We start from the raw sequence: 26,040 nt of genomic DNA, 5'->3' as shown, positions 1-26,040 counted from the left end.
GGCATGAAAGGCACCGCGCGCCGTCGAGGCACGCGGGAGGCACTGCAATAGTTCGAATTCTAGGAAATACCCTCTGAAAGCCGCGCCGGTTTTCCAGAGTTGCGCACCGGACCGGGGAACAGCGTTGAGGCAGGATACGTCGCCAGATCAGACCAGGAAGGCGCAGGCAGGCAGTCTGCTCGAACGCTTGCGGTTTGCCGGGCTCGACGATGGCCAGACCGATGTCCTGCGCAGGAACCGTCAATCCCTCGGCGCCCAGGTCGAGCTGGCGTTGCGCGATCTCTTCCAGCGTCTGCAGACCTTCTCCGAGGCCGCCCGCCATTTCACCAGCGATCGCCAGATCGACCGGCTGCATGATCTCCAGTCCTCGCATTGGAGCGTACTGACCGACGCCCGTTTCGACAGCCTCTATGCCGAGCGTGTCAAGGTGCTTTCGGATGCCGAGAGCAAGATGGGGCTCGATCCACGCTGGCAGATCGCCGGCCATGCGATCGTCCTTGAACGCCTGATCTGCTCGATGATCGAGGAGTTGTGGCCGAAATCCGTTCTGCCGCTCGGCAAGTCGCGCAGGCAGGAACTGAACGACCTGGTCGCCGCCCTGGTGCGGACCGTCTTCGTCGATACCGAAATCGGCGTTTCCCTGCGCTTCAACGAACAGCGCCACAGCCACCAGCGCCAGCTTGCCGAGCAGCGCAAGGCGGGCGAAGCCGAAGCGCTTGCCCTCTTCGGCGATGTGACCCAGGCGCTTGGCCGGGGCGATCTTTCAGTTCGCACGCCGGCTGACGTTTCTGCTGCCTACCAGCCGCTGGCACAGGAACTGAACGGCGCGCTCGACGTCCTCGAGCGACAGGTCATCGGACTGTCGGATCAGGCGGCCATGATGGAATCTTCGTCGCAGGCGCTTGCCGGCCAAACCGGCCAGTTCGCCGCAAAGGCACAGGAGCAGTCCGAGGCGCTCGGAGAGACCGTGGCCTCGCTTGCTGCCATCGTCGATCGCGTCAAGCTGAATGCCGCCCAGACACGCGCGGCTGAAAAGAGCGTTGCCGTTACCCGGCAGTCCGCCGAACACAGCGGCGAGATCGCCGGCCAGGCGATTTCTGCCATGGCTGATATAGAGGCTTCCGCCGAAAAGATCGGCCAGATCATCGGCGTCATCGACGAGATCGCCTTCCAGACCAACCTTTTGGCCCTCAACGCCGGCATCGAGGCTGCGCGCGCCGGCGAAAGCGGCCGTGGCTTTGCCGTGGTGGCGCAGGAAGTCCGGGCATTAGCGCAGCGCTCCGGCGACGCGGCTCGCGAAATCAAGCAGCTTGTCTCGAATACAAAATCGCAGGTCGAGGCCGGTGTCGAGCGGGTCGGCCGCACACAGGACGCGATCAGCAGCATCGTCGAGCAGGTTCGTGGCATTAACGACGCCATCGCAGGCATAGCAGACGAAACCGCAGAACAGGTCACTGGTTTGCAGTCGGCGACATCCGAGCTCGGCCGTATTGGCATGGAGATCGGCGTCAGCGCGGGGCAGGCCGCCGGCGCAAGGGAAACGTGCGACGACCTTCATACGGTGATCCTCGAACTCGGCCAGACGATCCGCCAGTTCCATGTCCAGCGGCAGGCGCCGAAGGCGGTTTCGTCACGTGCCGCAGCCCCGCTCGCGGTCGCGCGGCAGGACCAGGCCGACGAGGCAAACGACAGTTTCGACGACGGTTACGGCCTTCAGGGCCGCCTTGCCGGATGGGGGCGCTGATGCCGTATCGCCGCAAACACAACCAGCCGGCCTTAGCGATCTTCGAATTCCGGCGCGTCCGCGCAAACGGCCGCGCGGAAAATCAGTTGAACCATCCGTGTAAATTACTCCCAGTCAGACAAGGAAAGTAGAGATGGCAACCAGGAAGGCCGCTCCGAAAAGTTTAAGTCTCGCGCCGGTCCTCGATCTGAACGAGGCCAACGCGCTGCACAGCAAGCTGATGGGTTTGCGCGGCAGCAATCTCGTCGTCGATGCTTCCGCGGTGGAGCGCGTCGGGGCGCTCTGCGTTCAGGTGCTGATGGCCGGAGCGAAAAGCTGGGAAGAGGATAAACACTCCTTCGCCTTCTCCAAGGTGTCGGACGCATTCACGAAAACGACGCAGCTCATCGGGGTGAACATTGATCACCTGATGGCAAAGGAGATTTGAGACATGAAAAAGAAAGTTCTCACAGTCGACGATTCCAGAACCATCCGGAACATGCTTCTGGTCACGCTGAACAATGCCGGCTTCGAAACGATCCAGGCGGAGGACGGCATCGAGGGTCTCGAAGTTCTCGAGGATGCCAATCCGGATGTCATCGTCACCGACATCAACATGCCGCGTCTCGATGGCTTCGGCTTCATCGAAGGCGTGCGCAAGAACGAGAAGTACCGGGCAATCCCGATCCTGGTTCTGACAACGGAAAGCGACGCTGAAAAGAAGAACCGCGCCCGCCAGGCAGGCGCGACCGGCTGGATCGTCAAGCCGTTCGATCCGACCAAACTGATCGATGCCATCGAGCGCGTAACAGCCTAACGCCAGGATTTCCCCCATGGATATGAACGAAATCAAAGAGATTTTCTTCCAGGAGTGCGAGGAGCAGCTCGCTGAACTGGAATCCGGTCTCCTGCGGCTCAATGACGGCGACCGTGATCCGGAGACGGTGAACGCGGTATTCCGCGCGGTGCACTCCATCAAGGGCGGCGCCGGAGCTTTCGGGCTGGATGATCTTGTCTCTTTCGCGCACGTGTTTGAGACCACGCTTGATTGCGTTCGTTCCAACAAGCTGGAACCGACCCAGGACGTCCTGAAGGTCATGCTGAAATCGGCCGACGTTCTGGCCGATTTGACCAATGTTGCCCGCGATGGCGGCAGCGTCGATCAGGCCCGCTCAGTGCAGCTGATCCGGGAGCTCGAGGCGCTTGCCAAGGGCGAGGCGCCGCCCGCCGCCGCCGCCGCCGCGGCTCCGGCGCCAAAGGCAGCCGCTGCGCCCAAGGCTGCACCGGCCCCAAAGCCGGCAGCCGCCGCAGCGGCCGCTGCGCCCAATGACCAGGGCTTTGTCCCTGTTGCTTTCTCCTTTGACGATTTCGGTGGCGAAGAAGAAGCCGTGATCGAACATCCGGCCTATGAGGTGGTCTTCAAGCCGAAGTCGGAACTCTACACCAAGGGTAACGAAGCGGCCCTGCTCCTGCGCGATCTCTCCCGCCTCGGCGAGATGAGCATCCACTGCAACATGGACAGCCTTCCTCCGCTTGATCAGATGGACCCGGAAGCCGCCTATTTCTCCTGGAAGGTGTCGGTCAAGACCGACAAGGGCGAAGATGCGGTTCGCTCCGTCTTCGAATTCGCCGAGTGGGATTGCGATCTCGACGTCTTGGCCGTCGAAACGGGCGAAGGCGCGGCAGCTGCCGGCGACCACCTGCCGATGCAGCCGGTTCCGTTCGATCTTTCAGTGCTCGACGACGAACACGACGCGCCGCTTGGCGTCGTCGAGGAAGAGGAACAGATCGCCGCCGCTCAGGAAGCGGTCGCCGCCGCCCAGACCGCATCCAATGTCGTCCAGATGGCCGGCAATGCATCGCGTGCCGCTGCCGCCGACAAGGGGGTCGCCGCCGCTGCCGCTGCCCAGAACAATGCTCAGCAGGCGTCATCCGCCGCTGCTCAGACGATCCGCGTCGATCTCGACCGCGTCGATCGCCTGATCAACCTCGTCGGCGAGCTCGTCATCAACCAGGCGATGCTGTCGCAGAGCGTCATCGAGAACGACAGCAATGGCGTCTCCTCGATCAATATGGGCCTCGAAGAACTCCAGCAGCTGACGCGGGAAATCCAGGACTCGGTCATGGCGATCCGCGCGCAACCGGTGAAGCCGGTTTTCCAGCGCATGGCCCGCACCGTCCGCGAAATTGCCGATATCACCGGCAAGTCGGTTCGTCTCATCACCGAAGGCGAGAACACCGAAGTCGACAAGACGGTCATCGACAAGCTGGCCGAACCGTTGACGCACATGATCCGCAACGCCGTCGACCACGGCCTCGAAATGCCGGAAAAACGTATTGCCGCCGGCAAGAGCGCCGAAGGTACGGTGAAGCTCACCGCCAAGCATCGCTCTGGCCGCATCGTCATCGAACTGTCCGATGACGGTGCCGGTATCAACCGCGAGAAGGTGCGCCAGAAGGCGATCGACAACGACCTGATCGCGGCGGATGCCAATCTGTCGGACGAGGAAATCGACAATCTGATCTTCCATGCCGGCTTCTCGACCGCCGACAAGGTGTCCGACCTTTCCGGCCGCGGCGTCGGCATGGACGTCGTCAAGCGTTCGATCCAGGCGCTCGGCGGCCGCATCAACATCTCGTCCAAACCGGGTCAGGGCTCCGTCTTCACCATGAGCCTGCCGCTGACACTCGCCGTCCTCGACGGCATGGTCGTCACGGTTGCCGGCCAGACGCTGGTCGTGCCGCTGACGGCAATTGTCGAAACCCTGCAACCGGATGCTGCGGCGATCCACTCCTTCGGTGCGACGCAGCGGCTGATCTCGATCCGCAACTCCTTCTGCCCGCTGGTCGATGTCGGCCGTATCCTGAACTTCCGTGCGACGCAGGCCAATCCGGTGGAAGGCGTCGCCCTTCTGGTGGAATCCGAAGGCGGCGGCCAGCGCGCGCTGATGGTCGATGCCATCCAGGGCCAGCGCCAGGTCGTCATCAAGAGCCTGGAAGCCAACTACACGCATGTGCCGGGCATCGCTGCTGCCACCATTCTCGGTGACGGACGCGTCGCTCTCATCCTGGACGTCGATGCCGTTGTCTCGGCATCGCGCGGCCAGCCCCTCCACCTCGAAACATCGCTTGCTGCTGCTGGGTAAGACCAATGACCTATCTCGCAAAAAATCTGACGAATGGAGGGCGCGAACTCATCGCGTTCCGCATTGGGGATCAGGAATTCTGCGTCAATGTCATGTCCGTGCGGGAAATCCGCGGCTGGACACCGGCGACACCGATGCCGCATGCGCCGCAATATGTGCTCGGCGTGATCAACCTGCGCGGCGCGGTTCTGCCGATCATCGATCTGTCGGCACGGCTTGGAATGAAGCCGGCCGAACCGACCGTGCGCCATGTCATCATCGTGACGCAGGTCAAGAACAAGGTCGTGGGTCTCCTCGTCGAGGCGGTCTCCGACATTCTGACGATCAAGGACGAGGACATTCAGCCGACCCCCGACATGTCGTCCGAGTTCGTACGGACCTTTGCCCGCGGCGTACTGGCGATCGAAGGCCGGATGATCTGCCTGATCGAGCTGGAAGCCGTCTTCCCTCAGACCGAAAGTGAAGCTGCATGAGCATGCCGGCCGCCTTTGACAGCAGACTATCCCCGGACGAGTGCCTGGCGAGCGGCGAATATCCGCTGACGCGCCGCGACCTTACCGAGATTGCTGCGATGATCTATGCCGACGCCGGCATCTACCTGAACGAATCCAAGGCCTCGCTCGTCTATTCGCGCCTGTCGAAGCACATCCGCAATCTCGGCCTGAAGGGCTTCCGGGAATATTGCCAGCTCGTCTCTTCGCCGGCCGGTGCCGCCGAGCGGCGCGACATGCTCTCGCATCTGACGACGAATTTCACCCGCTTCTTCCGTGAGAACCATCATTTCGAACACTTGAAGTCGGACGTTCTGCCGGAGCTTCTGAACCGCGCCAAGAATGGCGGCCGGGTGCGTATCTGGTCGGCGGCCTGCTCGGATGGGCAGGAGCCCTATTCGATCGCGCTGACGGTTCTGTCGATGATGCCGAACGCGGCGGACTACGATTTCCGTATTCTCGCGACCGACATCGACCCCAAGATCCTGGCACTCGCCCGGGCCGGTGCCTATGACGCGACCGCGCTTGAGACAGTCAGTCCGGCGATGCGCAAGCAGTGGTTCTCGGAAGCCACTGTCAACGGCCGCCAGAAGTGGCAGGTCGATGATCGGGTCAAGCGGCTGATCACCTTCAACGAACTGAACCTGATGGCGCAGTGGCCGTTCAAGGGGCAGTTCGACGTCATCTTCTGCCGCAACGTCGTCATCTATTTCGACGAGCCCACCCAGATGAAAATCTGGTCGCGCTTTGCCGGCATGCTCACCCCCAAGGGGCATCTTTATATCGGTCACTCCGAGCGTGTTTCCGGTGATGCGAAGTCTGTCTTCGACAATATCGGCATCACCACCTATCGCTACACCGGCAAGACGCATGGAGGACGCTCATGAGTGCAGCACGCGTTCTTGTTGTCGATGACTCCGCCACCATGCGCGGATTGATCACTGCCATACTGAGCAGTGACCCCGAGGTCGAGGTTATCGGTCAGGCCGCCGACGCCATGCAGGCGCGCCAGGCGATCAAGGATCTCGACCCGGACGTCATCACGCTCGACATCGAGATGCCCAATATGAACGGGCTGGAATTCCTCGAGAAAATCATGCGGCTGCGTCCAATGCCGGTGATCATGGTCTCCACGCTGACGCACAAGGGTGCGGAGGCGACGATCGCCGCACTGGAAATCGGGGCCTTCGATTGCGTCGGAAAGCCGCTTCCGGGCGATCCCCGCCCGTTCAGCGACCTTGCCGACAAGGTGAAGGCGGCGGCACGTTCCCAGCGCAAGTATATCATCACCGGTAACAAGGTCGCCGCGCCAAGTGCCGCCAACGCCAATGCGGCCTCGGAATACAGGGCAGGCCGGAAGATCGTCGCGATCGGTTCGTCCACCGGTGGCGTCGAGGCGCTGATCGCGGTCCTGCAGAAGTTTCCGGCCAATTGCCCGCCGACGGTGATCACACAGCACATGCCGCACACCTTTACCAAGAGCTTTTCCGAGCGCTTGAACCGCCTCTGCGCCCCGACCGTGCAGGAAGCGACGGATGGCGCGAGGCTCGAGATCGGAAAAATCTATCTGGCACCGGGTGGCGAACGCCATCTGCAGGTCGTTAATCCTTCTTCGCCAAGTTGCCGTCTGCTGGACCGCGAGCCGGTGAATGGCCATCGCCCGTCCGTCGATGTGCTGTTCGATTCCGTCGCGGAACTCGCAGGCCGCAACGCAGTCGGTGTGATCCTGACCGGAATGGGCCGCGATGGCGCATCCGGTCTTTTGAAAATGCGCCACGCAGGTGCCCGCACATTCGGTCAGAATGAAAAAACCTGTGTCGTGTATGGAATGCCGAGGGTTGCCTATGAACTGGGCGCCGTCGAAACCCAACTACCCCTCAGCTCAATCGGGGAAGAAGTATTGAAAAGCACCGCCGCCCGAAGAGAAGGAAGCGAATAAAATGTCCCTTGCGGAAAAAATCAAAGTTCTGATCGTCGATGATCAGGTCACCAGCCGCCTGCTGCTCGGAGACGCGCTGCAGCAGCTCGGTTTCAAGCAGATCACGGTCGCCGGCGATGGCGAACAGGGTGCCAAGATCATGGCCGCGCAGCCGCATCACCTGGTGATCTCTGATTTCAACATGCCGAAGATGGATGGCCTCGGCCTCCTGGCGGCAGTGCGGAACAATCCGGCGACGAAAAAGGCTGCCTTCATCATGCTGACGGCCCAGGGCGACCGCGCTCTGGTGACCAAGGCAGCGGCGCTTGGTGCCAACAATGTGCTCGCAAAGCCCTTCACCATCGAAAAGATGAAGGCCGCGATCGAGGCTGTATTCGGGGCATTGAAATGATCATGGATACTGCGACCAAACGTGTGCATGTCATTCAGGGCGAATGGAAGGTGGTCAGCGATCCGGACGTCGTGCTCTCGACCATCCTCGGCTCCTGCGTGGCGGCGTGCATGCGTGACCCGGTCGCGGGTGTCGGTGGCATGAACCACTTCCTGCTGCCGGGCTCGGCAGACGCTCTCTCCTCAGGCGGCGATGCGACGCGTTATGGCGTGCATCTGATGGAACTGCTGATCAACGGGCTCCTCAAAAAGGGCGCCCGTCGAGAACGGCTGGAAGCGAAGATTTTCGGTGGTGCGAAGACGATCGCGCGCTTCTCCAACGTCGGCGAGCAGAATGCATTGTTTGCCCGGCAGTTCCTGATGGACGAAGGTATCCAGGTGGTCGGTGAGAGCACCGGCGGCGATCATGGTCGCAAACTCGAATACTGGCCCCTCAGTGGCCGCGCCCGCCAATATGCGTTGACGGGCGTGGAAGCGCAGAAGGCCGTGGCCCAGGAGCAGCGCCCCCGGCCTGTACCGAAGCCGGTCGACAACACGATCGAGTTTTTCTAGCGCCTGGGCAGCGGCCCCGGGGTTTCCACCCGGCGCGCGGCTTTGGCAAAATGTTTAGTGTCGGCCGTTAGGCGGGGAAATCCTGGACGGCAATTGTTGCCAGCGTGAGGGCGAGTAATGCGGACTGAATTGAAGAGCCATATGCCTCACGTCGACGAGGCGCTCCCGGATGTGATGATGCGCATCGTCTCCGAGCTCTATGACGTGGCTTATCTGATCGAGCGGATCGAGCCGATGCTGAGCGATATCCACGGCGAAGCCGTTCTGGATTCGGCCGACCGTATCAAGGTCCTGCAGGGGATCGATCTCGCCGTTCAGAAGACACGCGGTCTTGCCGAATTCATCGATACGGTGACGGCGGCCATTCCGCAGCACTGGCTGGTGGACGTGACGACCGCCCTCAATCTCGTCAAGCTTGCCGACATGCAGAAATCGCTCGGCAACGGCATGCTCCGGCATGGCCATTCACAGCCGCTGACAGAAGCTGCCGGCGATTTCGAGGCCTTCTAGGCGCAACTGCATTCTCTCTCAGTATTTTCGCCGCCGCCCCGACCACCATGTCGGGGCGGCGGCCCCATTTTTTGGCTTCGCGTTTCCCAAACAGCTGTTTGTGCACTGCCGTCAAATGTGGGCTTTCAAGACAAGTTCGCGCAAGTTTCGTTTCCTAGTGTGCCAATCGGGACTGGTAGATTTGGCGTGATTTGACGAAGGCCACAGGCCGGATCGATCCAGTAGTCCCGAATGTTTGGATCTGCGCATGTCCCGGGCGATGTTGCCTGAACGGAACATGCGCCACTGGGTGCGGAAACAGAATGAATCTGTTGGATCAACTTTCGACCGTCACGAAAAACCTGGCGAGCCTCGGGCAGGGCAAGCTCATCGCGTTGATAGCGGCCGGAGTGGTTGCCGTCGGGATCGTTCTCGCTGCCGGCCTTTACGTCAACAAGCCATCCTTTGAAACGCTTTATGTCGGGCTGGAAAGCAGCGACCTCAATCAGGTCAGCGTCGCGCTTGCCGAAGCGAATATGGATTTCGAAGTGGGAGCCGATGGTTCGAGCCTGCAGGTGCCGGTCGGCATGACGGGCAAGGCCCGGCTCTATCTCGCCGAGCGCGGCCTGCCCAACAGCGCCAACGCCGGTTACGAGCTCTTCGACAATGTTGGTTCGCTGGGCCTCACCTCCTTCATGCAGGAAGTCACCCGCGTCCGTGCGCTCGAAGGCGAAATTGCCCGCACCATCCAGCAGATTTCCGGAATTGCCGCCGCTCGGGTCCACATCGTCATGGCCGATCGCGGCAGCTTCCGGAAGACGGAGCAGAAACCGACGGCCTCGGTGATGATCCGAGCGAGCGCCAATATCGGCCGCAACGCTGCAGCATCCATCCGCCATCTGGTGGCTTCGTCCGTTCCGGGACTGAGCATCGATGACGTCACCATTCTCGATTCCGCCGGCCAGCTTCTGGCTTCCGGTGACGATCCGGCCAACAGCGCCATGAACCAGTCGCTGGGCATCGTCCAGAATGTTCAGAACGAAATCGAAAGCAATATCGACAAGGCGCTCGCACCTTTCCTCGGCATGGACAACTTCCGCGCCAGTGTCACCGCCCAGCTGAACACTGATACCCAGCAGATTCAGGAAACGGTCTTCGATCCGGAATCCCGCGTCGAGCGGTCGACCCGCGTTACCAAGGAAGAACAGAAATCCAGCCAGCAGCAGCCGGACAACGCGGCGACCGTGCAGCAGAACGTTCCTCAGGCGGCGCCCCAGGGCGGCACGACCGGACCTCAGTCGAACGACCAGACCGAGAAGAAGGAAGAGCAGACCAACTACGAGATCAACTCGAAGACGGTCGCGACCGTCAAGAGCAGCTATACGGTCGAGAAACTCTCCGTCGCTGTGGTGGTCAACCGCGGCCGTGTCGCCGCGATGGTCGGCGAAGGCGCCGACCAGGCGAAGATCGATGCCTACATCCAGGACATGCAGAAGATTGTCGCATCGGCTGTCGGTCTCGATCCTGCCCGCGGCGACGTGATCACGCTGACCGCCATGGACTTCGTCAACACGCAGCTGCTCGATGAGCCGGTCTCCGGTCCGGGCATCATGGAGACGCTGACCCGCAATCTCGGTGGCATCATCAATGCGCTTGCCTTCGTCGCGGTCGCCTTCGTGGTCGTCTGGATGGGCATGCGTCCGCTGGCCCGCTCGATGGGTATCGGCACAGGCGCCACGGCGCTCGCCGAGAACGAAGCCGTCGGCCTGGAGCTGCCGGACTTCTCTCCCGCCGCGACGGGCGCAGCAGGCGGGGCGCTCATGGAAGGCTTCGGCTCCGACTTCGGCTTCGACAGCACCGACGACCTGCTCAGTCTCGGCGACGACAGCGAAGGCGGCTTCAACCGCCGGGTCAAGGAAGGCCCCGAACGCAGGCTCGCCCGCATGGTGGAAATCAGCGAAGAGCGTGCTGCCAAGATCCTTCGCAAGTGGGTTGCCGAAAAAGCAGCGTGATCGCTCGTCTGGACGCAGGCCCCACGAACTGCCCAACCCGCCATCTCGGCGGGTTTCTCGTTTCAGGGCCGCGCCTTAGCCAGAAACGCGGATGCTATCCTGCGCACTGGAAATAGACCCCCACCCATTCAGTGTATTGCCGCGAATCTTTGGCCGGCCGGCAAGAATCGCGCGTCGACAAGTCAGCCTACGCAGCGCGCCGGGATTCATTATATTTAATAGATCGTTAATTTATCCCCGAGGAAGGGGCATTCCGGTCTGAGCCATTGCTAGCCGTGTCCCATGTATTGAATCGGGAAATTCGGATATGCCCGCTAAAGCGGAAATATTATAGAAATAATATTTACAATTATACTTTGAAATCGTCGACAGAACGATCGATCTAGACGTTAAACCCGCTGGTGCAATTCTGCAACAATGTAAAAAAACAAATAGAAAAATGAAAACTTGACAAATTAGATTTGGCTTTAAGAGGCTGATTTGCGGGGCGTGTTTTTGGGCGCTTGAACGAACATCGCGCAAGCCTATTGGCCAGAATTTGCCCATTAAAAAGTATGACAAAATTAAAATCATTAAATTTCAAATATTTATAGCTATCTCTGGTTTATGCCTTCCCTTCGATCCACCTGTCGATCAGATGGTTTCGAATCGGGTACACGGAAACTGCCAAAAGTAAATCACGAGAAGGGGGGCAGTAGTTTTTCGCAGGGAGCGATGTACATTTTGTGTAGTGATTCGCGTACTGATTTGCGTCGGGTTGAGGAAGGCGGAATGCCTCGACCCAGGGCCGGCGGCGGCAAACAAGCGCTTGAATGGGCACGGACGAATCCATCACGGGGGTAATGTCATGGATGCTCTACAAACAGAGATTGCGATCCGGCCGGCGCCGGTCGTTTCGATACGTGGTGCCGGACGGGCGCTTTCAAAAGAACAATTGATCCGCAGGCTCGGCGAGTTTGCCGAACGCGGCAACCTGAGCCGAGGACTTGCCGCCCTGACGGATTATGTGGGGGCGAGCCACTATCTTCTCGCCCGCTATGATCTGTCGCAGGATGAAGGTCTGGATTTTGTCGTGTGTTCGGATTGGCCGTTCGACGTGGTCAAGCGGCTTGGCAAGGTGCTGTCGCAGCTCCATTCCAAGACCAACGAAATGGAGAAGTGCCTTTCGGTGATGCAGCCGGTGTTCATGAGCCTGCCGGATGACATCGACATCAGCCGCGGCATCAGTCGTGAATACTGCGCCATCACCTTTAACGTCGGCCGCACCCGGCTGTCGCTGATGCTGCTCTTCCCGCAGGACGTCATCCTCTCGCAAGAGAGCCTGAGGGATATCGGCCTGCTGACCGGGTATTTCGCGAGCTTCACCAATGAACGCGGCGCGCGCACCGATCGCGAGTTCGAGCTGACGGAACGCGAGCTTGAGTGCCTCTTCTGGATTGCCGAGGGCAAGACCAGCGACGAAATTGCCGTCATCCTCGGTATCTCGCGCAACACCATCAACAACTATATCACCAGCGTGATGCGCAAGACGGCGACGAAGACCCGTTCCGAGGCCATCGCCTACGCTGTCCGCAACAACCTCGTTTAGGCCCCGGTCATGACCTTTTTCCTTCCGAGTACCCGCGCTACAGATGACGGCAAGGCCGGACGATTGCAGGCCAGGGCGTCGCGGGCAGCAACGCTCGTCGCGCGGCTTCAGGGCATGCAGAAGCAGATCAACGCCAAGAACTTTGCGGTTCTGCGGCTGAACGGAAACGGCCTGCCGGCGTCGCGCAAGCTGACCTGCGTGCTCGACAACTGGGGCGTCGCCGCCGAAGCGATGGCGCACGAGCTGGTGGCGGCCTACGGCGACGAGATGCTTCAGCATCTGGACGCCTCGCTGCTGCCGGTATTGTGGAACGGCATGGGCGAGCACCAGGCTGCGGAGGCGCCGGATTTCGGTCGCTTCACCCGTCGCCTGGAGGCGCGCCTCTTGCCCTATTCCGGCATTGCGCTGCCGGTCAGGCTCGGCGCGCAGGGCAATGGCTATGTCGTGTTCACCGGCAGCTATATCGACCTCACGAGCGAGCTGATCATCGATCTGCACGGCCGCAGCTGCCACGTCATGACCGATCTGCTTGCCGCCGACGAGCGGCGCATGCTGCCGGCCGAATCGCTGAGTGACCGCGAGATCGGCTGCCTGCAGATGGCCGGTGATGGCTATATCAGCGAAGAGATCGCCGAGAAGATGGGGCTGTCGGTCCATACGGTCAATGCTTACCTCGGCGCAGCAACGACCAAGCTGGATTCGGTCAACAGAATCCAGGCGATCGCCAAGGCCATTCGTCTCGGTTATATCAGCTGATTGTTTTTTTGGCCGTCATGGCCGGTATCGCTACTCAACTCGCAAGGGCGGTCGGATAGGATTTTACGAATTTCGCAGCGTTGAGGCTGTTTGCCAGGAACGCGGTATTCTCGTCCGGATCGCTGGACGGGGTCTTGAATGCGATGTGGTTGATCTCGAGGCCGGCTGTATCCTTGCCGAGCGCCAGCCGGGCATAGACCGTGACGCCGTCCGGCTTCAATTCGAGATCGAGCGAGATTTCCGGCTCGGTATCCCAGTCCAGCGAGTAGTTGCCGCCAATACCGAAATTCACCGTGCCGGGAAGAAAATAGAGCTCCGCCGCGGACGATACCAGGTCGGCGAGGCTGCCATGCGATTCAAAGCGAAGCAGCGCAATATAGTCGGCCGCATCGATCAGACGCAATTCGGTCGCAACAGGACGAATCGCATCGGCTACAATTTTTTCGCGTTGTTCGGAATATTCGCATTTTTTCATGTCTTTTACGTCACCCGTTTCGGCTGCGTGGCATAGATCCGGTGTATGAGTTCGGCGACTGCCTTATAAAACACCGGTGGAATCACACTATCCACCGAGACTTGCGCAAACATTGAGCGTGCGAGAGGCGGGTCTTCAAAAACAGGTATGCCGTTTTCCTCGGCAATTTCGCGAATCTTCAGCGCGACAAGGTCTTGCCCCTTGGCAACCACCACCGGAGCATCGCCTTCTTCCCGCACATAGCGCAGCGCAACGGCATAGTGCGTCGGGTTTGCGATGACGAGCGTGGCGCGCGGAACCGAGGTGATCATGCGCCGGCGGGCGCGGTCGCGGGCAATCGAGCGAAGCCGGGCGCGGATGATCGGGTCGCCCTGGGACTGCTTCAGTTCCTCCTTGACTTCCTGCTTCGTCATCCGGAGTTCGGTGTACCAGTGATGCCGCGTCCAGAAAAAATCCGCGACCGCGATGATGCAGGTCGAGATCAGGATGACGATCATGATCTGGTTGAGATCGCCGGACATCGTCGTGAGGATCGTCAGGGGATCGGAAAACATCGAATCAAGCGACGCGTAGTAATCGTTCCAGAGCGTCAGAACGATGATGATCGAGACGATCAGGATCTTGAACAGCGCCTTGGCGAACTCGACCAGGCCCTGGATGCCGTAAATCCGCTTCAAGCCGGCCATCGGGGAAATGCGGTTCATCTTCGGCGCAATCCGGTCCAGCACCGGTGTCGGCAGGTTCTGCAGGATGGACGAGCCGATCCCGAAAACGATCAACAGCGTGAAGAACGGGATCATCAGCGCGCTCGCCTTCCAGAGAAGATGCGAGATGAGCGCCACCACGTCCGTCGCGGTGTCGATGCGCCAAGCCTCCGGCTGTTCGAAGATGTCCTTGAGGGATTCGGCGACGGTTGAGAAACCCTGGGGCAGGAAGAAGACGATGAATATGTAGATGGCGACGGTTGACGCGAACATCGTCACTTCACGCGAGAAGGGCGTGTTGCCCTTCTCGATGGCGTCGGTCATTTTCTTCTCAGACGGCGATTCTGTTTTGCTGTCTTTGTCCTGATCGTCCGACATCGGATGAAGACCTCTTGCACCTTTTGGCGGCCGTTGCCCTTAAAGGGTTGTGAGCCGAGGCCGCAGGGGATGCAAGAAAGATATGCGCTGAATCGCCGTGCTTCACAGAAACCGAGCCGCAGCAGCAATGCAGCAGCAAAAAAGCCCTTGAATCGCGGTTCAAGGGCTTTGCGCTTCTGCTTGACAGTGAGGGTAATGTGGTCCGGCGCCGACTCAGGCGGCGGCCGCTTCCTTTTCCTTGAGTTCGATCTGGCCGCCGGCGGCGAGACGGATGGCTTCCTGGGTGATCGAGCGCCGAGCAATCGCGATATCGCGCGGATTGATGCCGGCATCGCCGGCTGCCAGGTCCGATTCGATCATGCGGCGCTGGCGGGCGCCGATGGCGGCTAGCACCGATTCGCGCAGTTCCATGCTCGATCCGCGCAACGCCATGGTGATGATGTCGCTGGACACGTCGTTGAAAAGCTGGACGCGGCTGCGCTGCGGCATGCCGAGCACGTCGTCGAAGAGGAAGATCTTCGGACGGACCTTCTTGACCGCTTCGGTATTGATCGATTCGAGCGAGGCGAGAAGCGTATCGACCTGGGTCTTTTCCAGTTCGTTCATCACTTCTGCAATCTTGATGGATCCGGCCGAGTTGCGGTCTGCATCCAGCTCGCGCATCAGCTCCATGACGCGCGTCTCGATGATTTGGGCGGCCTTTGGGCTGACATTCTTCATGTTGACGGCGCGGTTGATGATATCGGCGCGGCTGCTTTCCGGCAGCTGCAGCAGAACCTTGGCGCCGAAGGTCGATGGCATCATCGACAATACATAGGCGATCGTCTGCGGATGTTCCTTGCCGAGATGCCCGGCGACGTAGACCGGGTCGGAATCCTGCAGTCGGTCCCAGATATTGGCTTCATAGGCCGCGAAAGCTGTCCTGCGGCCAAGCAGGCCGTCCACTTCGTCCGGCGTCAGGCCTTCTTCGAGAATGCCCTCAATGGCCTTGGCATTGTCCATCAGGCCGGCGCCTTCGGTAAACAGGTCCTCGAACTCGTTGACCAGGATTTCCAGTTCGTGGGGCGGGATCGACCGAAGCGACTGGGCCGAGGCGATGATGCCCTGCAGCTCGCTTTGCGTAAAGAATTTCAACAACTTGCCGGCAATCGGCTTGCCCATTGCAAGCAGGACCGCTGCGGCCTTGTCCATCTGACTGAGAGGTCTCGTCGGCGCCGAAGCTTCAAAATTGTCGAAATCCATCATGGATTGATCCTCATAACCCGTGACCGGGTTCAAACTTTACTGGTACCCTTGATTTCGATGAGTTTTACACCGAAACGTGTTTCGTCTTCGTCGAGCACAGTGATTTCGCCGCGGCCGATCACGCGGCCGTTGACGACGATTTCGACCGGCTCGCCGATCTTGCGGTCGAGCGCGATGGTTGCGCCTTCCGTGAGGTTCATCAGGCCGGAGACCTGCATGCGGCTGGTGCCGAGAACGATCTGGACATCGATCGGGATATCCATGATCAGGTCGAGATTGGCCGTCATGCCGCTGCCCGGCTCGCTGGACGCCATCTCCTCGAAGGCGTTCGAACCACCGAAGGAACCGCCGCCAAAAGATCCGGCGTCAAACGCCGATGCGCCCTGGTCGAGGTCGCCGAAGCTGCTGCTGCCACCGAAATCGCCGCCGAAGCTGCTGAGGTCGGCCTCGGACGCATCGAACGTGCTGCCGAAATCCGATGTTTCGCCAACCGTCGACGTGGTCGCGAAATCCATGCCGAAATCCGTTGCCGGAGCAGTGCCGGTGGCATCGCTTTGCAGGACGCCACGCAGATCGTCGATGGCCTGATCGAGCTCGGCATCGCCTGCGCTCAGGATCGTCTTGTCTTTAATTGGTGCTTTCTTCGGTGCCATGTGCGAACTATTCCAGTTGAAACTTGCCCCAACCATGTTGCCGGGTAAGGCAGGGGGTTTTTAACTCATGAGATGGTGGAGAATGTCGCTCTCCGAACCGTGGGTATCCTTGATCCGGACCGTATATTTTGCGCCGGACCGGCCGAGTTCGCAGACATAGAGGTCGCGGCCGTTGGCATTGATTTCGACACGCACGTCCTTGGCGTCCTGGAAGGGAATGACATCGCCCGGCTGCAGGCGGCTGATCGTATCGAGGGTCAGGCTCTGCAGCTTGATGCGGGCTTCGAGGTTGACGGCGGAGCGGCGGACCTGCTGCTCCAGCTGTTCGCCCCACGCGCCCTTGGCCTTGCGGGCCTGTCCGACGCCCTGGGGGAAGACAACGGTGGTCTTCAGCAAAACCTGCTGCGGGACGATGATCGAGAAAGTTGAAAGAACCGGACCAAGCCCCATCGTCACGTTGATGCAGGCGGCAAAGACATCCTCGACATCCGGGTCCGCAGCCGGCCGCTCGGTGGCATTGTAGGGCCGTCCGACGGAAGGCTCGAAGTCGCCGGCGGCACTGACGGCCGATTTCAGCACATCGGCGATTTTTTCGAACACCATGGACGCAACATCGAGCTCGATGTTGGAGAGCGTACGCGGCTTCGGTTCCTCGATGGCGGTCGGCGGCGCGCCGAGCAGGAATTCCATCAGGGTGATGATCACCGGGCTATCGCAGCTGAGGACGAATTCCGGGCACCAGTTGCGCAGCGATGTGTCGCACAGGGCGACACCGTTGCCGAGCGCGGCGATCAGCTCCGACTTCAAGCCCGTGTCGAAACCGGCATAGCCAATCTCGATATCGAGATCGGTCTCGTTCCGGAAGATGTCGGGCAGGAACTCGGCAAAGACATGGCCGATTTCGCCGCACAACTTGCCGATCGTCTTGGTATCGCCGAGCGCACCGGTCATGCGGGCGAGCAGCTTGCGGTCGAAGGTGTACACGTTGTCTTTCGTTGCTGCCGTCATGGGATCAAGCCGCCTTGCTTTCGCCGCCGCCGCCGGGGTTCATCATTTCCTGCTCGACGGCGTCGATCGACGGACGCTCGTATGCGGAGATGGTCTTGCGGCCGTATTCGAGCGCCACCTGCGGGACGGAGCCGTTCATGTAGGCAAGCAGGGTCTGCTTGACGATGATGTAGAGGCGGTTCTGCTTGTCGCGGACGGTCTTGATGTTGGCGATCACCGGGCTGACAATGCAGTAGGACAGGAAGATGCCGAGCATAGTGCCGACGAGAGCGGCTGCGATCTTGGCGCCGAGAACCTCGGGCGCTTCGGAGATGGCGCCCATCGCTTTGATAACCCCGAGAACAGCGGCGACAATCCCGATGGCCGGGAAAGCGTCGCCCATCGTCACCAGCGCGTGATACGACTTCATCTTGTCGTGGGTGATCGTGTTGATTTCCTCGTCCATCAACGCCTCGATCTCATGGCTGCGGGCATTGCCAATGATGATGAGGCGGACATAGTCGCAGATGAAGGCCGTCAGTTCCTTGTTCTTCAGAACCGTCGGGGCCGACTGGAAGATCGAGGATTCGTCCGGGTTGTCGATGTGGCCCTCGATCTCGTTGCGCGATTTCGTGCGCAGGTCCCGCATCAGGCTGTAGAGAACACCCAACGTGTCCAGATAATTGCGTTCCTTTGGCACCTTGTGGCTGAACGCCTCGCCCAGTGCCTTCGCAGTGTCCTTCAGGACTTTCATCGAATTGGCCATGATGAAGCCACCCACACCAGCCCCGCCGATGATGACGAGCTCGAAAGGCTGGTTCAGGACCTCCATGTGGCCGCCCATGGCAATGAAGCCGCCAAGGATACAGCCAATCGTCAAGACGAGCCCGATGATGATGTTCATTTCGATACCTGCCGCAAAGGTGGATTTTCGACCGTATTGTTAGGCGGTCAGCCTTGCGTGAGGCTGGCTGTCGGCCCCCTTTTTGGAGGACTTTCCGGCAAACAGGTTCGCGCAAGCAAGCTCCGGCAGTTTTCCGCCCAATCGGCGCGTATTGCGCCATGTCTCATGGATGAACGGGGAAACGTCGTGACGACGACTTACACCAGCTACCAGATGATTGCGGGCAACCTTACCAAGTCGCTGGAACGGGTGTCGGAGCAGCCGGATGTTGCCCGGGAGACCGAATATTACCTGGCCAATATCGGCAACGTCAAAACGATCGACGACTTCTACGCCGACGCGCGGCTTTATAACTATGCGATCAAGGCGCATGGCCTTGAAGACATGGGCTATGCAAAGGCGTTTATGCGCAAGGTGCTGACCGAAGGCATCGACACCGACGACGCCTTTGCCAAGCAGCTGACCGACAGCCGCTACACCGATCTGGTCGAATCGCTGAACTTCGCCCGCAACGGCACGGCTGCGACATCGTTCGAGAAAGCCCAGAAGGGCGTCGTCGACAAATATACGCGTCAGACGCTCGAACAGAATGCCGGCGAGGAAAATTCAGGCGTTCGTCTGGCGCTCTACTTTGAACGCATGGCACCCTCGATCACCAATGCCTATGGGCTGCTCGCCGATGAGGCATTGGCGCAGGTGACACGCACGCTCTTGCAGATGCCCGGCGAGTTCGCCGCTTCCGACATCGACAAGCAGGCGGCTGCGATCGAGAACGCGATCGACATCAAGGACTTCCAGGATCCGGCCAAGCTGTCGAAGATGCTCGAGCGGTTCACCGCCCTTTGGGAAATCAACAATTCATCGGATCCCTACGACCCGCTCGCCGTGTTCGGCTCATCCAGCGGCTACGGAATCTCGTCCGATCTTCTCCTTTCCATCAATACGCTGAAACTCGGGGGACGCTGATATGCAAACCGGTCTCTACGTTGCTGTCTCCTCCCAGATGGCGCTTGAAAAACGCATGAACACGCTGGCCGACAACGTCGCTAACTCGAGCACGGTCGGGTTCCGTTCGACGGAGGTGAAGTTCAACCAGTTGCTTGGCGATACGCGGCCGACCAAGGTTTCTTTCGTGTCCGAAGGGCAGGAGTTCCTCAATACCAACAATGGCGGCCTGAACCGGACCGCCAACCAGCTGGATTTCGCCATCAAGGGCGATGCCTGGTTCCAGATCGACACGCCCGCCGGTCCCGCATTGACCCGAGACGGCCGCTTCACCCTCACGGAGACAGGCGATCTGGTAACACTCCGCGGATATCCGGTCCTCGACGCGGGCGGCGCGCCGATCCGGCTCAACTCTCAAGCGAGCGAAATCAAGGTGGGCGCAGACGGCGCCATTCAGCAGGATGGAACGCAGATTGCCGCATTGGGGCTCTATGAAGCCAGCTTCGCCAACGGCTTTTCCCGCTACGACAACAGCGCTGTGATCCCGAACGCGGCACCCGAGCCGGTCGTTGATCGTTTCGACGTCGGCGTGATGCAGGGCTATGTCGAGGAATCGAACGTCAATCCGGTTCAGGAAATGTCGCAACTGATCATGGTGTCGCGCGCCTTCGAAAACATCACCTCGCTGATGCGCGACAGTGAAGGTTCGCTCGATGAGGCGATCAAGACGCTCGGCGGCAGCAAGTAGCAGCTCTGTTTTTTCAAACGACTAAGCCAGGCCCGCCGATGCTCGGCAGAGCGGGGCAGGGCAGGCGGCAGGAACCGGAATGCAGAACGAACAACTTAAGATACGCAATTCCTCGACATCGCTTGCGGCGCTCGCGGGCCTTGTCGGGCGTTACTCCAATCCGGAGTTTTCGATTGCACCCGGTGGCCACGTCCAGACGATTTCCTCCGGCTATTACACGGTGTCCGGGCTCTCGCGGCATGTTCGCCTCGGCGATTTTGTCGCCCACAAGAGTTCGACGGGCATTCATCTCGGCGAAGTCGTCAAGGTCGAGCAGGAGACAGTTGTCGTCTGCCCGATTGAGCCGGGCGATCCGATCGGCATTCATGACACGGTGATCCGCAAGGGCGCCTTCCGCATCGCGCCGACAGAATCCTGGTGCGGGCGCACGATCAATTCGCTGGGCAATCCGATCGACGGGCGCGGTCCGCTGCTGCAGGGCGATATTCGCCGGTCGATTTCCAATACGGCGCCGCCATCGATGACCCGCAAGCGCGTCGAGCATGGCTTCCGCACCGGTGTCCGGGCAATCGACATCTTTTCCCCGCTCTGCCTCGGCCAGCGTCTCGGCGTCTTCGCAGGCTCCGGCGTCGGCAAATCGACGCTTCTGTCGATGCTTGCCCGCGCCGATGCCTTCGACAAGGTTGTCATCGCGCTGGTCGGTGAACGTGGCCGTGAAGTGCGCGAATTCATCGAGGATACGCTCGGTGAAAACCTCTCCAAGTCGGTCGCTGTGGTGGCGACCAGCGATGAGAGCCCAATGCTGCGCAAGATGGCGCCGCTGACCGCCGTGACGATCGCCGAGCATTACCGTGACCAGGGCGACAACGTCCTTTTGATCATCGACAGTGTCACCCGTTTTGCTCACGCCATCCGTGAGGTCGCAACGGCCTCCGGTGAGCCGCCGATCGCGCGCGGCTACCCGGCATCGGTTTTCACCGAACTGCCGCGGTTGCTCGAGCGTGCGGGGCCGGGAGCTGAAGGGGCGGGCACGATCACCGCGATCATCTCGATTCTCGTCGACGGCGACAACCACAACGACCCGATCGCCGACTCGACCCGCGGCATTCTCGACGGTCACATCGTCATGGACCGCAGCCTAGCCGAAGAGGGCCGCTATCCGCCGGTCAATCCACTTGCTTCGGTCTCGCGTCTTGCCCGCAAGGCCTGGACGCCCGATCAGGAAAAGCTCGTGGCGCGATTGAAGTCGCTGATCCACCGTTTTGAAGAAACCCGCGACCTGCGGCTGATCGGCGGTTACCGGCCGGGCAGTGATCCGGACCTGGACATGGCGATCAAGCAGGTGCCGGTCATCTACGACATCTTGAAACAGACGCCGGGCGAGCGGCCGGCCTTCGATGCGTTCACCGACCTCGCAAATGCTCTGAAGGCGGCAGCGAACGTCGGCGGCCAGGCGCAGAACATGCGAAGGGGCTAAGAGGTGACAGATTACGACGCCGACGAAATCGTGCCGCAGCGCAAGCGCAATGAGCGCACGCCACTGATCGACAAGGCGCTGGGTGCGACCGGTATCGCCCTTGCGGCCCTTGCTACCTTCTTTCCCTGGTACGCATTCCTGCACCAGGATCAGTTCTCGATGCCGTCGCTTTGGGAAGGTAGTACCCGCGATGTGCCGGGCCGGGTCGGCCCTGGCGGCGTCTCCTCGCCGCTGGCCATGACGGACCGCGATGCAGCCACCCAGGCGGCGATTGATCAGCTGACCACGGCAACGGTTCCGGAAGGCGAAAGCAGGAAGCTGGACGACAGTCCGGAAGATGGTCTGGAACAGCCGTTTCCGGCGGCGACGGGTTTCAAGCTGGTCCACGTCGCCAATGGCCGCGCGCTGATCGAAGACAGTAGCGGCATGTACATTGTCCGTATCGGCTCGATCCTGCCGGACAACAGTCGTCTTGCCACATTGGAGCAGCGCGACGGGCGCTGGGTGATGATCACCTCCAAGGGCGAAATCCAGCAGGCTGAGTGATTCGGCGCGTCGACGACCCACCGCGTCAACCTGCGCACTGCCGCTCTCGGGCAGCTGGTTGTGGCGCTACAAAAGTGCTGAAACACGCCAAACCATTCCCGTTCCATCGTTTTTCGGTCTGACAGAGCGCATGCAATGCGAAGCTTTCGCTTGAAAAGCGTTTGTTAGCACCTGCAGCACACGGCCTTTTTCAATTCAGTCCCACGCAAGATTGCTTGCCTAGGTTCTCCAGCAACAAGCATGGAGTCGCATGATGCAACCTATACAGCTTTTTGATCTCGCGTCCCGGCAGGCGCAATGGCTGGCAGTCCGCCAGAACGTCGTCGCCGGCAACATCGCCAATGCCAATACGCCGCATTATGCGGCCAAGGACGTCAAGCCGTTCGAAAGCGTCCTGCAGGAAACCGGCTTTCAGATGGCAGCCACCAATCCGGCCCATTTCACTGACGGAAGCACCGCCGCCCAGGTGACGGAAACCAGCTTGATCAGCGATGCGCAGGTGCAGCAGTCGGGCAACAGCGTCCAGCTGGAACAGGAATTGATGAAGACCGGTGAAGTCAAACGCGACTACGAGCTCAATACCGGGCTCGTGAAGGCGTTTCATCGGATGATGCTCATGACGGTACGGAAATAAGCGCGATGGATCCTCTGGTTTCAGCTCTCAAGGTTTCAGCCTCCGGCCTCGAAGCGGAATCGACGCGCCTGCGCATCGTTTCGGAAAACATTGCCAACGCCCGCTCGACGGGCGACGCGCCGGGAACCGATCCATATCGCCGCAAGACAGTCAGTTTCGCTGCGGAAGTCGATCGCGTCAGCGGCGCCTCCACTGTCGAGGTCCAGCGCCTGGGAACCGACGATTCCGAGTTCACCGTCGAATTCGACCCGGGCAATCCGGCTGCCGACGACAAGGGCATGGTCAAGCTGCCGAACGTCAACATCCTGATCGAAATGGCCGACATGCGGGAAGCGAACCGCTCCTATGAAGCCAATCTCCAGACCACGAAGCAGGCGCGCGACCTGATTTCCGCAACAATCGACCTCCTGAGGGCTTCGCAATAATGATCAACGCAATCGAGACCATCAGCGCGGCGATTTCGACCGTCAAAGACGTCACGACCACTTCCAGCACCTCTTCGGCACAGAGCATTCTCGGTGGCGCAGCAACGGCCGGCGCCTCGCAGAGCTTTGCCGAAGTCATGGGCAACATGGCGACCGAGGTGACCAACAGTCTGAAACGGTCGGAAATCTCCTCCATCCAGGGCATTCGCGGCGAGGCCAACACCCGCGAAGTCATCGACGCCGTGATGAATGCCGAGCAGTCGCTGCAAACCGCCATCGCCATCCGCGACAAGGTGGTCAGCGCCTATCTCGAAATTGCACGTATGGCGATTTAAGGAACAAAAAATAATGAAGGCTCTTTCCATCGCCGCGACCGGCATGAACGCCCAGCAGCTGAACCTGGAAGTGATCGCGAACAACATCGCGAACATCAACACCACCGGTTACAAGCGCGCGCGGGCGGAGTTCTCCGACCTTCTCTACCAGACCGAGCGCGCCCAGGGCGTACCGAACCGCGCCAACCAGGCGATCGTGCCGGAAGGCGCCAACATCGGTCTCGGCGTCCAGACATCCGCCGTGCGCAACCTGCATCTGCAGGGCAGCCTGGTCAGCACCGGCAACGACCTCGACATGGCGCTGATCGGCCGCGGCTGGTTCCAGATCGAGACTCCGGACGGCGAAACGGCCTATACCCGTGCCGGCGCCTTCAACACAAACGCCGACGGCCAGCTGGTCACCATCGACGGCTACACCGTCATTCCGGAGATCACCGTGCCGCAGAATGCGAGCGAGATCACCGTCAGTTCGTCCGGTCAGGTGACCGTCCGCATCGGCAACGACACCGTTCCGCAGGAAATCGGCCAGCTGACGATCGCCAACTTCGTCAACGAGGCGGGTCTTGAGCCGCAGGGCGACAATCTCTTCAAGCAGACGCCGGCCTCCGGCGAGCCGGTGATCGGCACGCCGGCCGATCCCGGCTACGCGCAGATCAAGCAGAAGTATCTCGAGGCGTCGAACGTCGATCCGGTCAAGGAAATCACCGACCTGATCTCCGCCCAGCGCGCCTATGAAATGAATTCGAAGATCATCCAGGCCGCCGACGAAATGGCTGCGACGGTCAGCAAGAACCTGAGATAACAGAGGAATGGCAAACATGACGTTTCGCCGGACTGCCAACGCATCGATATTGACAGCTGCCGTCACCCGCGGAGGATTTCTTCTGCGGGCGCTGGCGGCGACCGGCTCTCTTTGCGCCTGTCTGATGTCGCCTGGCCTGGCACTCGCCGAAAAGCGCATGGCGGTCATTCCCACTCAGACGATCTATCCTGGCGAAATCATCGATGCCAACCGCCTCGAAGAGGTCGAGGTGACGAACCCGTCGCTCACCGGCGACTATGCGACATCCACGGAGCAGGTGACCGGCAAGGTCACCAGCCGCACGCTGCTCGCAGGACGCGTCATTCTCGTCTCGGGCCTGCGCGATCCCTATACCGTGGAGCGCGGCAAGGCGGTACGGATCGTCTTCACCAACGGACCTCTGACCATAACGGCCGGCGGCGCTCCCCTGGAGAATGCTGCGGTCGGCGACCTCATCCGGGTGCGCAACACGGATTCCGGCATCATCGTTTCCGGAACGGTGATGGAAGACGGAACAATTCATGTGGTGGCAAAATGATCTTTCGTGTCGGCAAATGGTGCCTGGCCTTCATCGCGGTCTTCGCAATGGCGATCACGCCGGCTGAGGCTGCCTCGCGCATCAAGGATGTCGCCTCGGTGCAGTCGGGACGCGAGAACCAGCTGATCGGCTACGGCCTCGTCGTCGGCCTTCAGGGGACCGGCGACAGCTTGCGTTCCTCACCGTTCACCGCGCAATCGCTGCGCGCGATGCTGCAGAATCTCGGTATTTCGACGCAGGACGATGAATCCCGCGCGAAGAATATTGCCGCGGTTCTGGTCACGGCCAATCTGCCGCCTTTCGCGAGCGCTGGCAGCCGCATCGACGTGACCGTCGGGTCGCTCGGCGACTCCACCTCGCTTCGCGGCGGCACGTTGGTCATGACGTCGCTTTCCGGAGCCGATGGTCAGATATATGCGGTTGCGCAGGGGTCGGTCGTCGTGACGGGATTCAATGCGCAGGGCGACGCGGCCTCCGTGACCCAGGGGGTCACCACGTCAGGCCGCGTGCCGAACGGCGCCATCATCGAGCGCGAATTGCCGGCCAAGTTCAAGGATGCGTTCAATCTCGTTCTTCAGCTGAGAAACCCCGACTTCTCGACCGCCGTCGGCATGGCCGCGGCGATCAACCGCTACAGCAAGACCCAGTTTGGCGGCAATATCGCTCAGGCGCAGGATTCGCAGACGGTTGTCATCGACAAGCCGAAGATGGCCGATCTCTCCCGCCTGATGGCCGATATCGAAAACCTCGTCATCGAGACCGACGTCCCCGCGCGTGTCGTCATCAACGAGCGCACCGGGACGATCGTGATCGGGCAGGACGTGCGGATCAACAAGGTTGCCGTCAGCTACGGCACTCTGACGGTTCAAGTCTCCGAAACGCCGACCGTCGTGCAGCCGGAGCCCTTTTCGCGCGGCGAAACGGCGGTCGAGCCGAACACGACCATCGACGCGGCGCAAGACGGCGGCACCGTCGCCATTCTCGACGGTTCGAACCTGCGCTCGCTCGTCGCAGGACTCAACAGCATCGGCGTGAAGCCGGACGGCATCATTTCCATTCTCCAGGGCATCAAGACGGCCGGTGCCCTCCAGGCGGAGCTCGTATTGCAATGACCGCACCTAGTCCCTCTGCCCAGCCGAACAATCTGCGCCGCCGCCT

29 protein-coding genes are annotated in these 26,040 nt (G+C 60.6%); 23 read left to right on the top strand and 6 right to left on the bottom strand.

What is annotated here, in order from left to right:
- The first annotated feature begins 124 nt into the window (after positions 1–124).
- The 13 genes from ACSQ3F_RS02950 to visR all read left to right on the top strand — a co-directional run bounded on the left by ACSQ3F_RS02950 (position 125) and on the right by visR (position 13,086).
- Complete coding sequence (locus tag ACSQ3F_RS02950) at positions 125–1,744, top strand: globin-coupled sensor protein (protein WP_436098849.1); 1,620 nt, start codon at positions 125–127, stop codon at positions 1,742–1,744.
- Between the two features lie 133 nt (positions 1,745–1,877).
- On the top strand, positions 1,878–2,171 hold the full coding sequence (locus tag ACSQ3F_RS02945; protein ID WP_113008098.1) for an STAS domain-containing protein: 294 nt from the start codon (positions 1,878–1,880) through the stop codon (positions 2,169–2,171).
- A 3-nt stretch (positions 2,172–2,174) separates the two neighbouring features.
- Positions 2,175–2,540: a chemotaxis response regulator CheY1 gene (gene cheY1 / locus ACSQ3F_RS02940; RefSeq protein WP_037156535.1), complete on the top strand. Its 366-nt coding sequence runs from the start codon at positions 2,175–2,177 to the stop codon at positions 2,538–2,540.
- A gap of 16 nt (positions 2,541–2,556) precedes the next feature.
- Complete coding sequence (locus tag ACSQ3F_RS02935; protein WP_436098848.1) at positions 2,557–4,869, top strand: chemotaxis protein CheA; 2,313 nt, start codon at positions 2,557–2,559, stop codon at positions 4,867–4,869.
- Positions 4,870–4,874: 5 nt separating this feature from the next.
- On the top strand, positions 4,875–5,342 hold the full coding sequence (locus tag ACSQ3F_RS02930) for a chemotaxis protein CheW (RefSeq protein ID WP_436098847.1): 468 nt from the start codon (positions 4,875–4,877) through the stop codon (positions 5,340–5,342).
- Complete coding sequence (gene cheR, locus ACSQ3F_RS02925; protein ID WP_436098846.1) at positions 5,339–6,247, top strand: protein-glutamate O-methyltransferase CheR; 909 nt, start codon at positions 5,339–5,341, stop codon at positions 6,245–6,247. The genes ACSQ3F_RS02930 and cheR overlap by 4 nt, the downstream gene beginning before the upstream one ends.
- Positions 6,244–7,299: a protein-glutamate O-methylesterase CheB gene (cheB, locus tag ACSQ3F_RS02920; RefSeq protein ID WP_436098845.1), complete on the top strand. Its 1,056-nt coding sequence runs from the start codon at positions 6,244–6,246 to the stop codon at positions 7,297–7,299. The genes cheR and cheB overlap by 4 nt, the downstream gene beginning before the upstream one ends.
- A gap of 1 nt (position 7,300) precedes the next feature.
- Positions 7,301–7,690 carry a response regulator gene (locus tag ACSQ3F_RS02915; RefSeq protein ID WP_037105534.1) on the top strand — a complete coding sequence of 130 codons (390 nt, stop codon included), beginning with the start codon at positions 7,301–7,303 and terminating at the stop codon, positions 7,688–7,690.
- Entirely contained in the window at positions 7,687–8,241 is a 555-nt protein-coding gene (gene cheD, locus ACSQ3F_RS02910; RefSeq protein ID WP_436098844.1) for a chemoreceptor glutamine deamidase CheD, read from the top strand. Before ACSQ3F_RS02915 ends, cheD begins: the two co-directional genes overlap by 4 nt.
- Positions 8,242–8,358: 117 nt before the next feature.
- Positions 8,359–8,751: a chemotaxis protein CheT gene (cheT, locus tag ACSQ3F_RS02905; RefSeq protein WP_349437234.1), complete on the top strand. Its 393-nt coding sequence runs from the start codon at positions 8,359–8,361 to the stop codon at positions 8,749–8,751.
- Between the two features lie 302 nt (positions 8,752–9,053).
- On the top strand, positions 9,054–10,742 hold the full coding sequence (fliF, locus tag ACSQ3F_RS02900; RefSeq protein WP_436098843.1) for a flagellar basal-body MS-ring/collar protein FliF: 1,689 nt from the start codon (positions 9,054–9,056) through the stop codon (positions 10,740–10,742).
- An 847-nt stretch (positions 10,743–11,589) separates the two neighbouring features.
- Positions 11,590–12,330, top strand: coding sequence for a transcriptional regulator VisN (visN, locus tag ACSQ3F_RS02895; protein ID WP_436098842.1), 741 nt, complete (start codon positions 11,590–11,592; stop codon positions 12,328–12,330).
- A 9-nt stretch (positions 12,331–12,339) separates the two neighbouring features.
- Positions 12,340–13,086 carry a transcriptional regulator VisR gene (visR, locus tag ACSQ3F_RS02890; RefSeq protein WP_436098841.1) on the top strand — a complete coding sequence of 249 codons (747 nt, stop codon included), beginning with the start codon at positions 12,340–12,342 and terminating at the stop codon, positions 13,084–13,086.
- A 34-nt stretch (positions 13,087–13,120) separates the two neighbouring features.
- On the opposite strand, the gene ACSQ3F_RS02885 is transcribed toward visR, so the two are convergent.
- From ACSQ3F_RS02885 to motA, 6 genes are all read right to left on the bottom strand, one after another.
- Positions 13,121–13,561: a hypothetical protein gene (locus ACSQ3F_RS02885; RefSeq protein ID WP_436098840.1), complete on the bottom strand. Its 441-nt coding sequence runs from the start codon at positions 13,559–13,561 to the stop codon at positions 13,121–13,123.
- A 5-nt stretch (positions 13,562–13,566) separates the two neighbouring features.
- Positions 13,567–14,643, bottom strand: a complete 1,077-nt coding sequence (gene flhB, locus ACSQ3F_RS02880; RefSeq protein WP_436098839.1) for a flagellar biosynthesis protein FlhB — start codon at positions 14,641–14,643, stop codon at positions 13,567–13,569.
- A gap of 213 nt (positions 14,644–14,856) precedes the next feature.
- Positions 14,857–15,888 carry a flagellar motor switch protein FliG gene (gene fliG, locus ACSQ3F_RS02875; RefSeq protein WP_436098838.1) on the bottom strand — a complete coding sequence of 344 codons (1,032 nt, stop codon included), beginning with the start codon at positions 15,886–15,888 and terminating at the stop codon, positions 14,857–14,859.
- A 29-nt stretch (positions 15,889–15,917) separates the two neighbouring features.
- Positions 15,918–16,541, bottom strand: coding sequence for a flagellar motor switch protein FliN (fliN, locus tag ACSQ3F_RS02870; RefSeq protein ID WP_436098837.1), 624 nt, complete (start codon positions 16,539–16,541; stop codon positions 15,918–15,920).
- A 60-nt stretch (positions 16,542–16,601) separates the two neighbouring features.
- The gene (locus tag ACSQ3F_RS02865; protein WP_436098836.1) at positions 16,602–17,549 is read right to left on the bottom strand and encodes a FliM/FliN family flagellar motor switch protein; all 948 of its coding nucleotides are present in this window, start codon (positions 17,547–17,549) and stop codon (positions 16,602–16,604) included.
- Positions 17,550–17,553: 4 nt separating this feature from the next.
- Complete coding sequence (gene motA, locus ACSQ3F_RS02860) at positions 17,554–18,432, bottom strand: flagellar motor stator protein MotA (protein WP_436098835.1); 879 nt, start codon at positions 18,430–18,432, stop codon at positions 17,554–17,556.
- A gap of 186 nt (positions 18,433–18,618) precedes the next feature.
- Here motA and ACSQ3F_RS02855 point away from each other — a divergent pair, with 186 nt between their 5' ends.
- From ACSQ3F_RS02855 to ACSQ3F_RS02810, 10 genes are all read left to right on the top strand, one after another.
- A complete protein-coding gene (locus ACSQ3F_RS02855; protein WP_436098834.1) occupies positions 18,619–19,398 on the top strand; it encodes a DUF1217 domain-containing protein in 780 nt (259 codons plus the stop codon).
- A gap of 1 nt (position 19,399) precedes the next feature.
- Positions 19,400–20,125, top strand: coding sequence for a flagellar basal-body rod protein FlgF (flgF, locus tag ACSQ3F_RS02850; protein ID WP_436098833.1), 726 nt, complete (start codon positions 19,400–19,402; stop codon positions 20,123–20,125).
- Positions 20,126–20,204: 79 nt separating this feature from the next.
- On the top strand, positions 20,205–21,602 hold the full coding sequence (fliI, locus tag ACSQ3F_RS02845; protein ID WP_436098832.1) for a flagellar protein export ATPase FliI: 1,398 nt from the start codon (positions 20,205–20,207) through the stop codon (positions 21,600–21,602).
- Positions 21,603–21,605: 3 nt separating this feature from the next.
- The gene (locus ACSQ3F_RS02840) at positions 21,606–22,148 is read left to right on the top strand and encodes a flagellar protein (RefSeq protein ID WP_436098831.1); all 543 of its coding nucleotides are present in this window, start codon (positions 21,606–21,608) and stop codon (positions 22,146–22,148) included.
- Positions 22,149–22,401: 253 nt separating this feature from the next.
- A complete protein-coding gene (gene flgB, locus ACSQ3F_RS02835; protein WP_436102018.1) occupies positions 22,402–22,782 on the top strand; it encodes a flagellar basal body rod protein FlgB in 381 nt (126 codons plus the stop codon).
- A 5-nt stretch (positions 22,783–22,787) separates the two neighbouring features.
- Entirely contained in the window at positions 22,788–23,207 is a 420-nt protein-coding gene (flgC, locus tag ACSQ3F_RS02830; protein WP_436098830.1) for a flagellar basal body rod protein FlgC, read from the top strand.
- Positions 23,207–23,542: a flagellar hook-basal body complex protein FliE gene (locus ACSQ3F_RS02825; protein ID WP_436098829.1), complete on the top strand. Its 336-nt coding sequence runs from the start codon at positions 23,207–23,209 to the stop codon at positions 23,540–23,542. Before flgC ends, ACSQ3F_RS02825 begins: the two co-directional genes overlap by 1 nt.
- A 13-nt stretch (positions 23,543–23,555) precedes the next feature.
- Complete coding sequence (gene flgG, locus ACSQ3F_RS02820; RefSeq protein ID WP_436098828.1) at positions 23,556–24,344, top strand: flagellar basal-body rod protein FlgG; 789 nt, start codon at positions 23,556–23,558, stop codon at positions 24,342–24,344.
- Positions 24,345–24,360: 16 nt separating this feature from the next.
- Complete coding sequence (flgA, locus tag ACSQ3F_RS02815) at positions 24,361–24,882, top strand: flagellar basal body P-ring formation chaperone FlgA (protein ID WP_436098827.1); 522 nt, start codon at positions 24,361–24,363, stop codon at positions 24,880–24,882.
- Positions 24,879–25,994, top strand: coding sequence for a flagellar basal body P-ring protein FlgI (locus ACSQ3F_RS02810; protein WP_436098826.1), 1,116 nt, complete (start codon positions 24,879–24,881; stop codon positions 25,992–25,994). The genes flgA and ACSQ3F_RS02810 overlap by 4 nt, the downstream gene beginning before the upstream one ends.
- The last annotated feature ends 46 nt before the right edge of the window (positions 25,995–26,040 follow it).

The sequence above is a fragment of the Pararhizobium sp. LjRoot238 genome (assembly GCF_964252955.1).
Classification (GTDB): Bacteria; Pseudomonadota; Alphaproteobacteria; order Rhizobiales; family Rhizobiaceae; genus Pararhizobium.
Note: the sequence above shows the minus strand (reverse complement) of the source record. Positions and strands in the feature narration are given on the sequence as shown.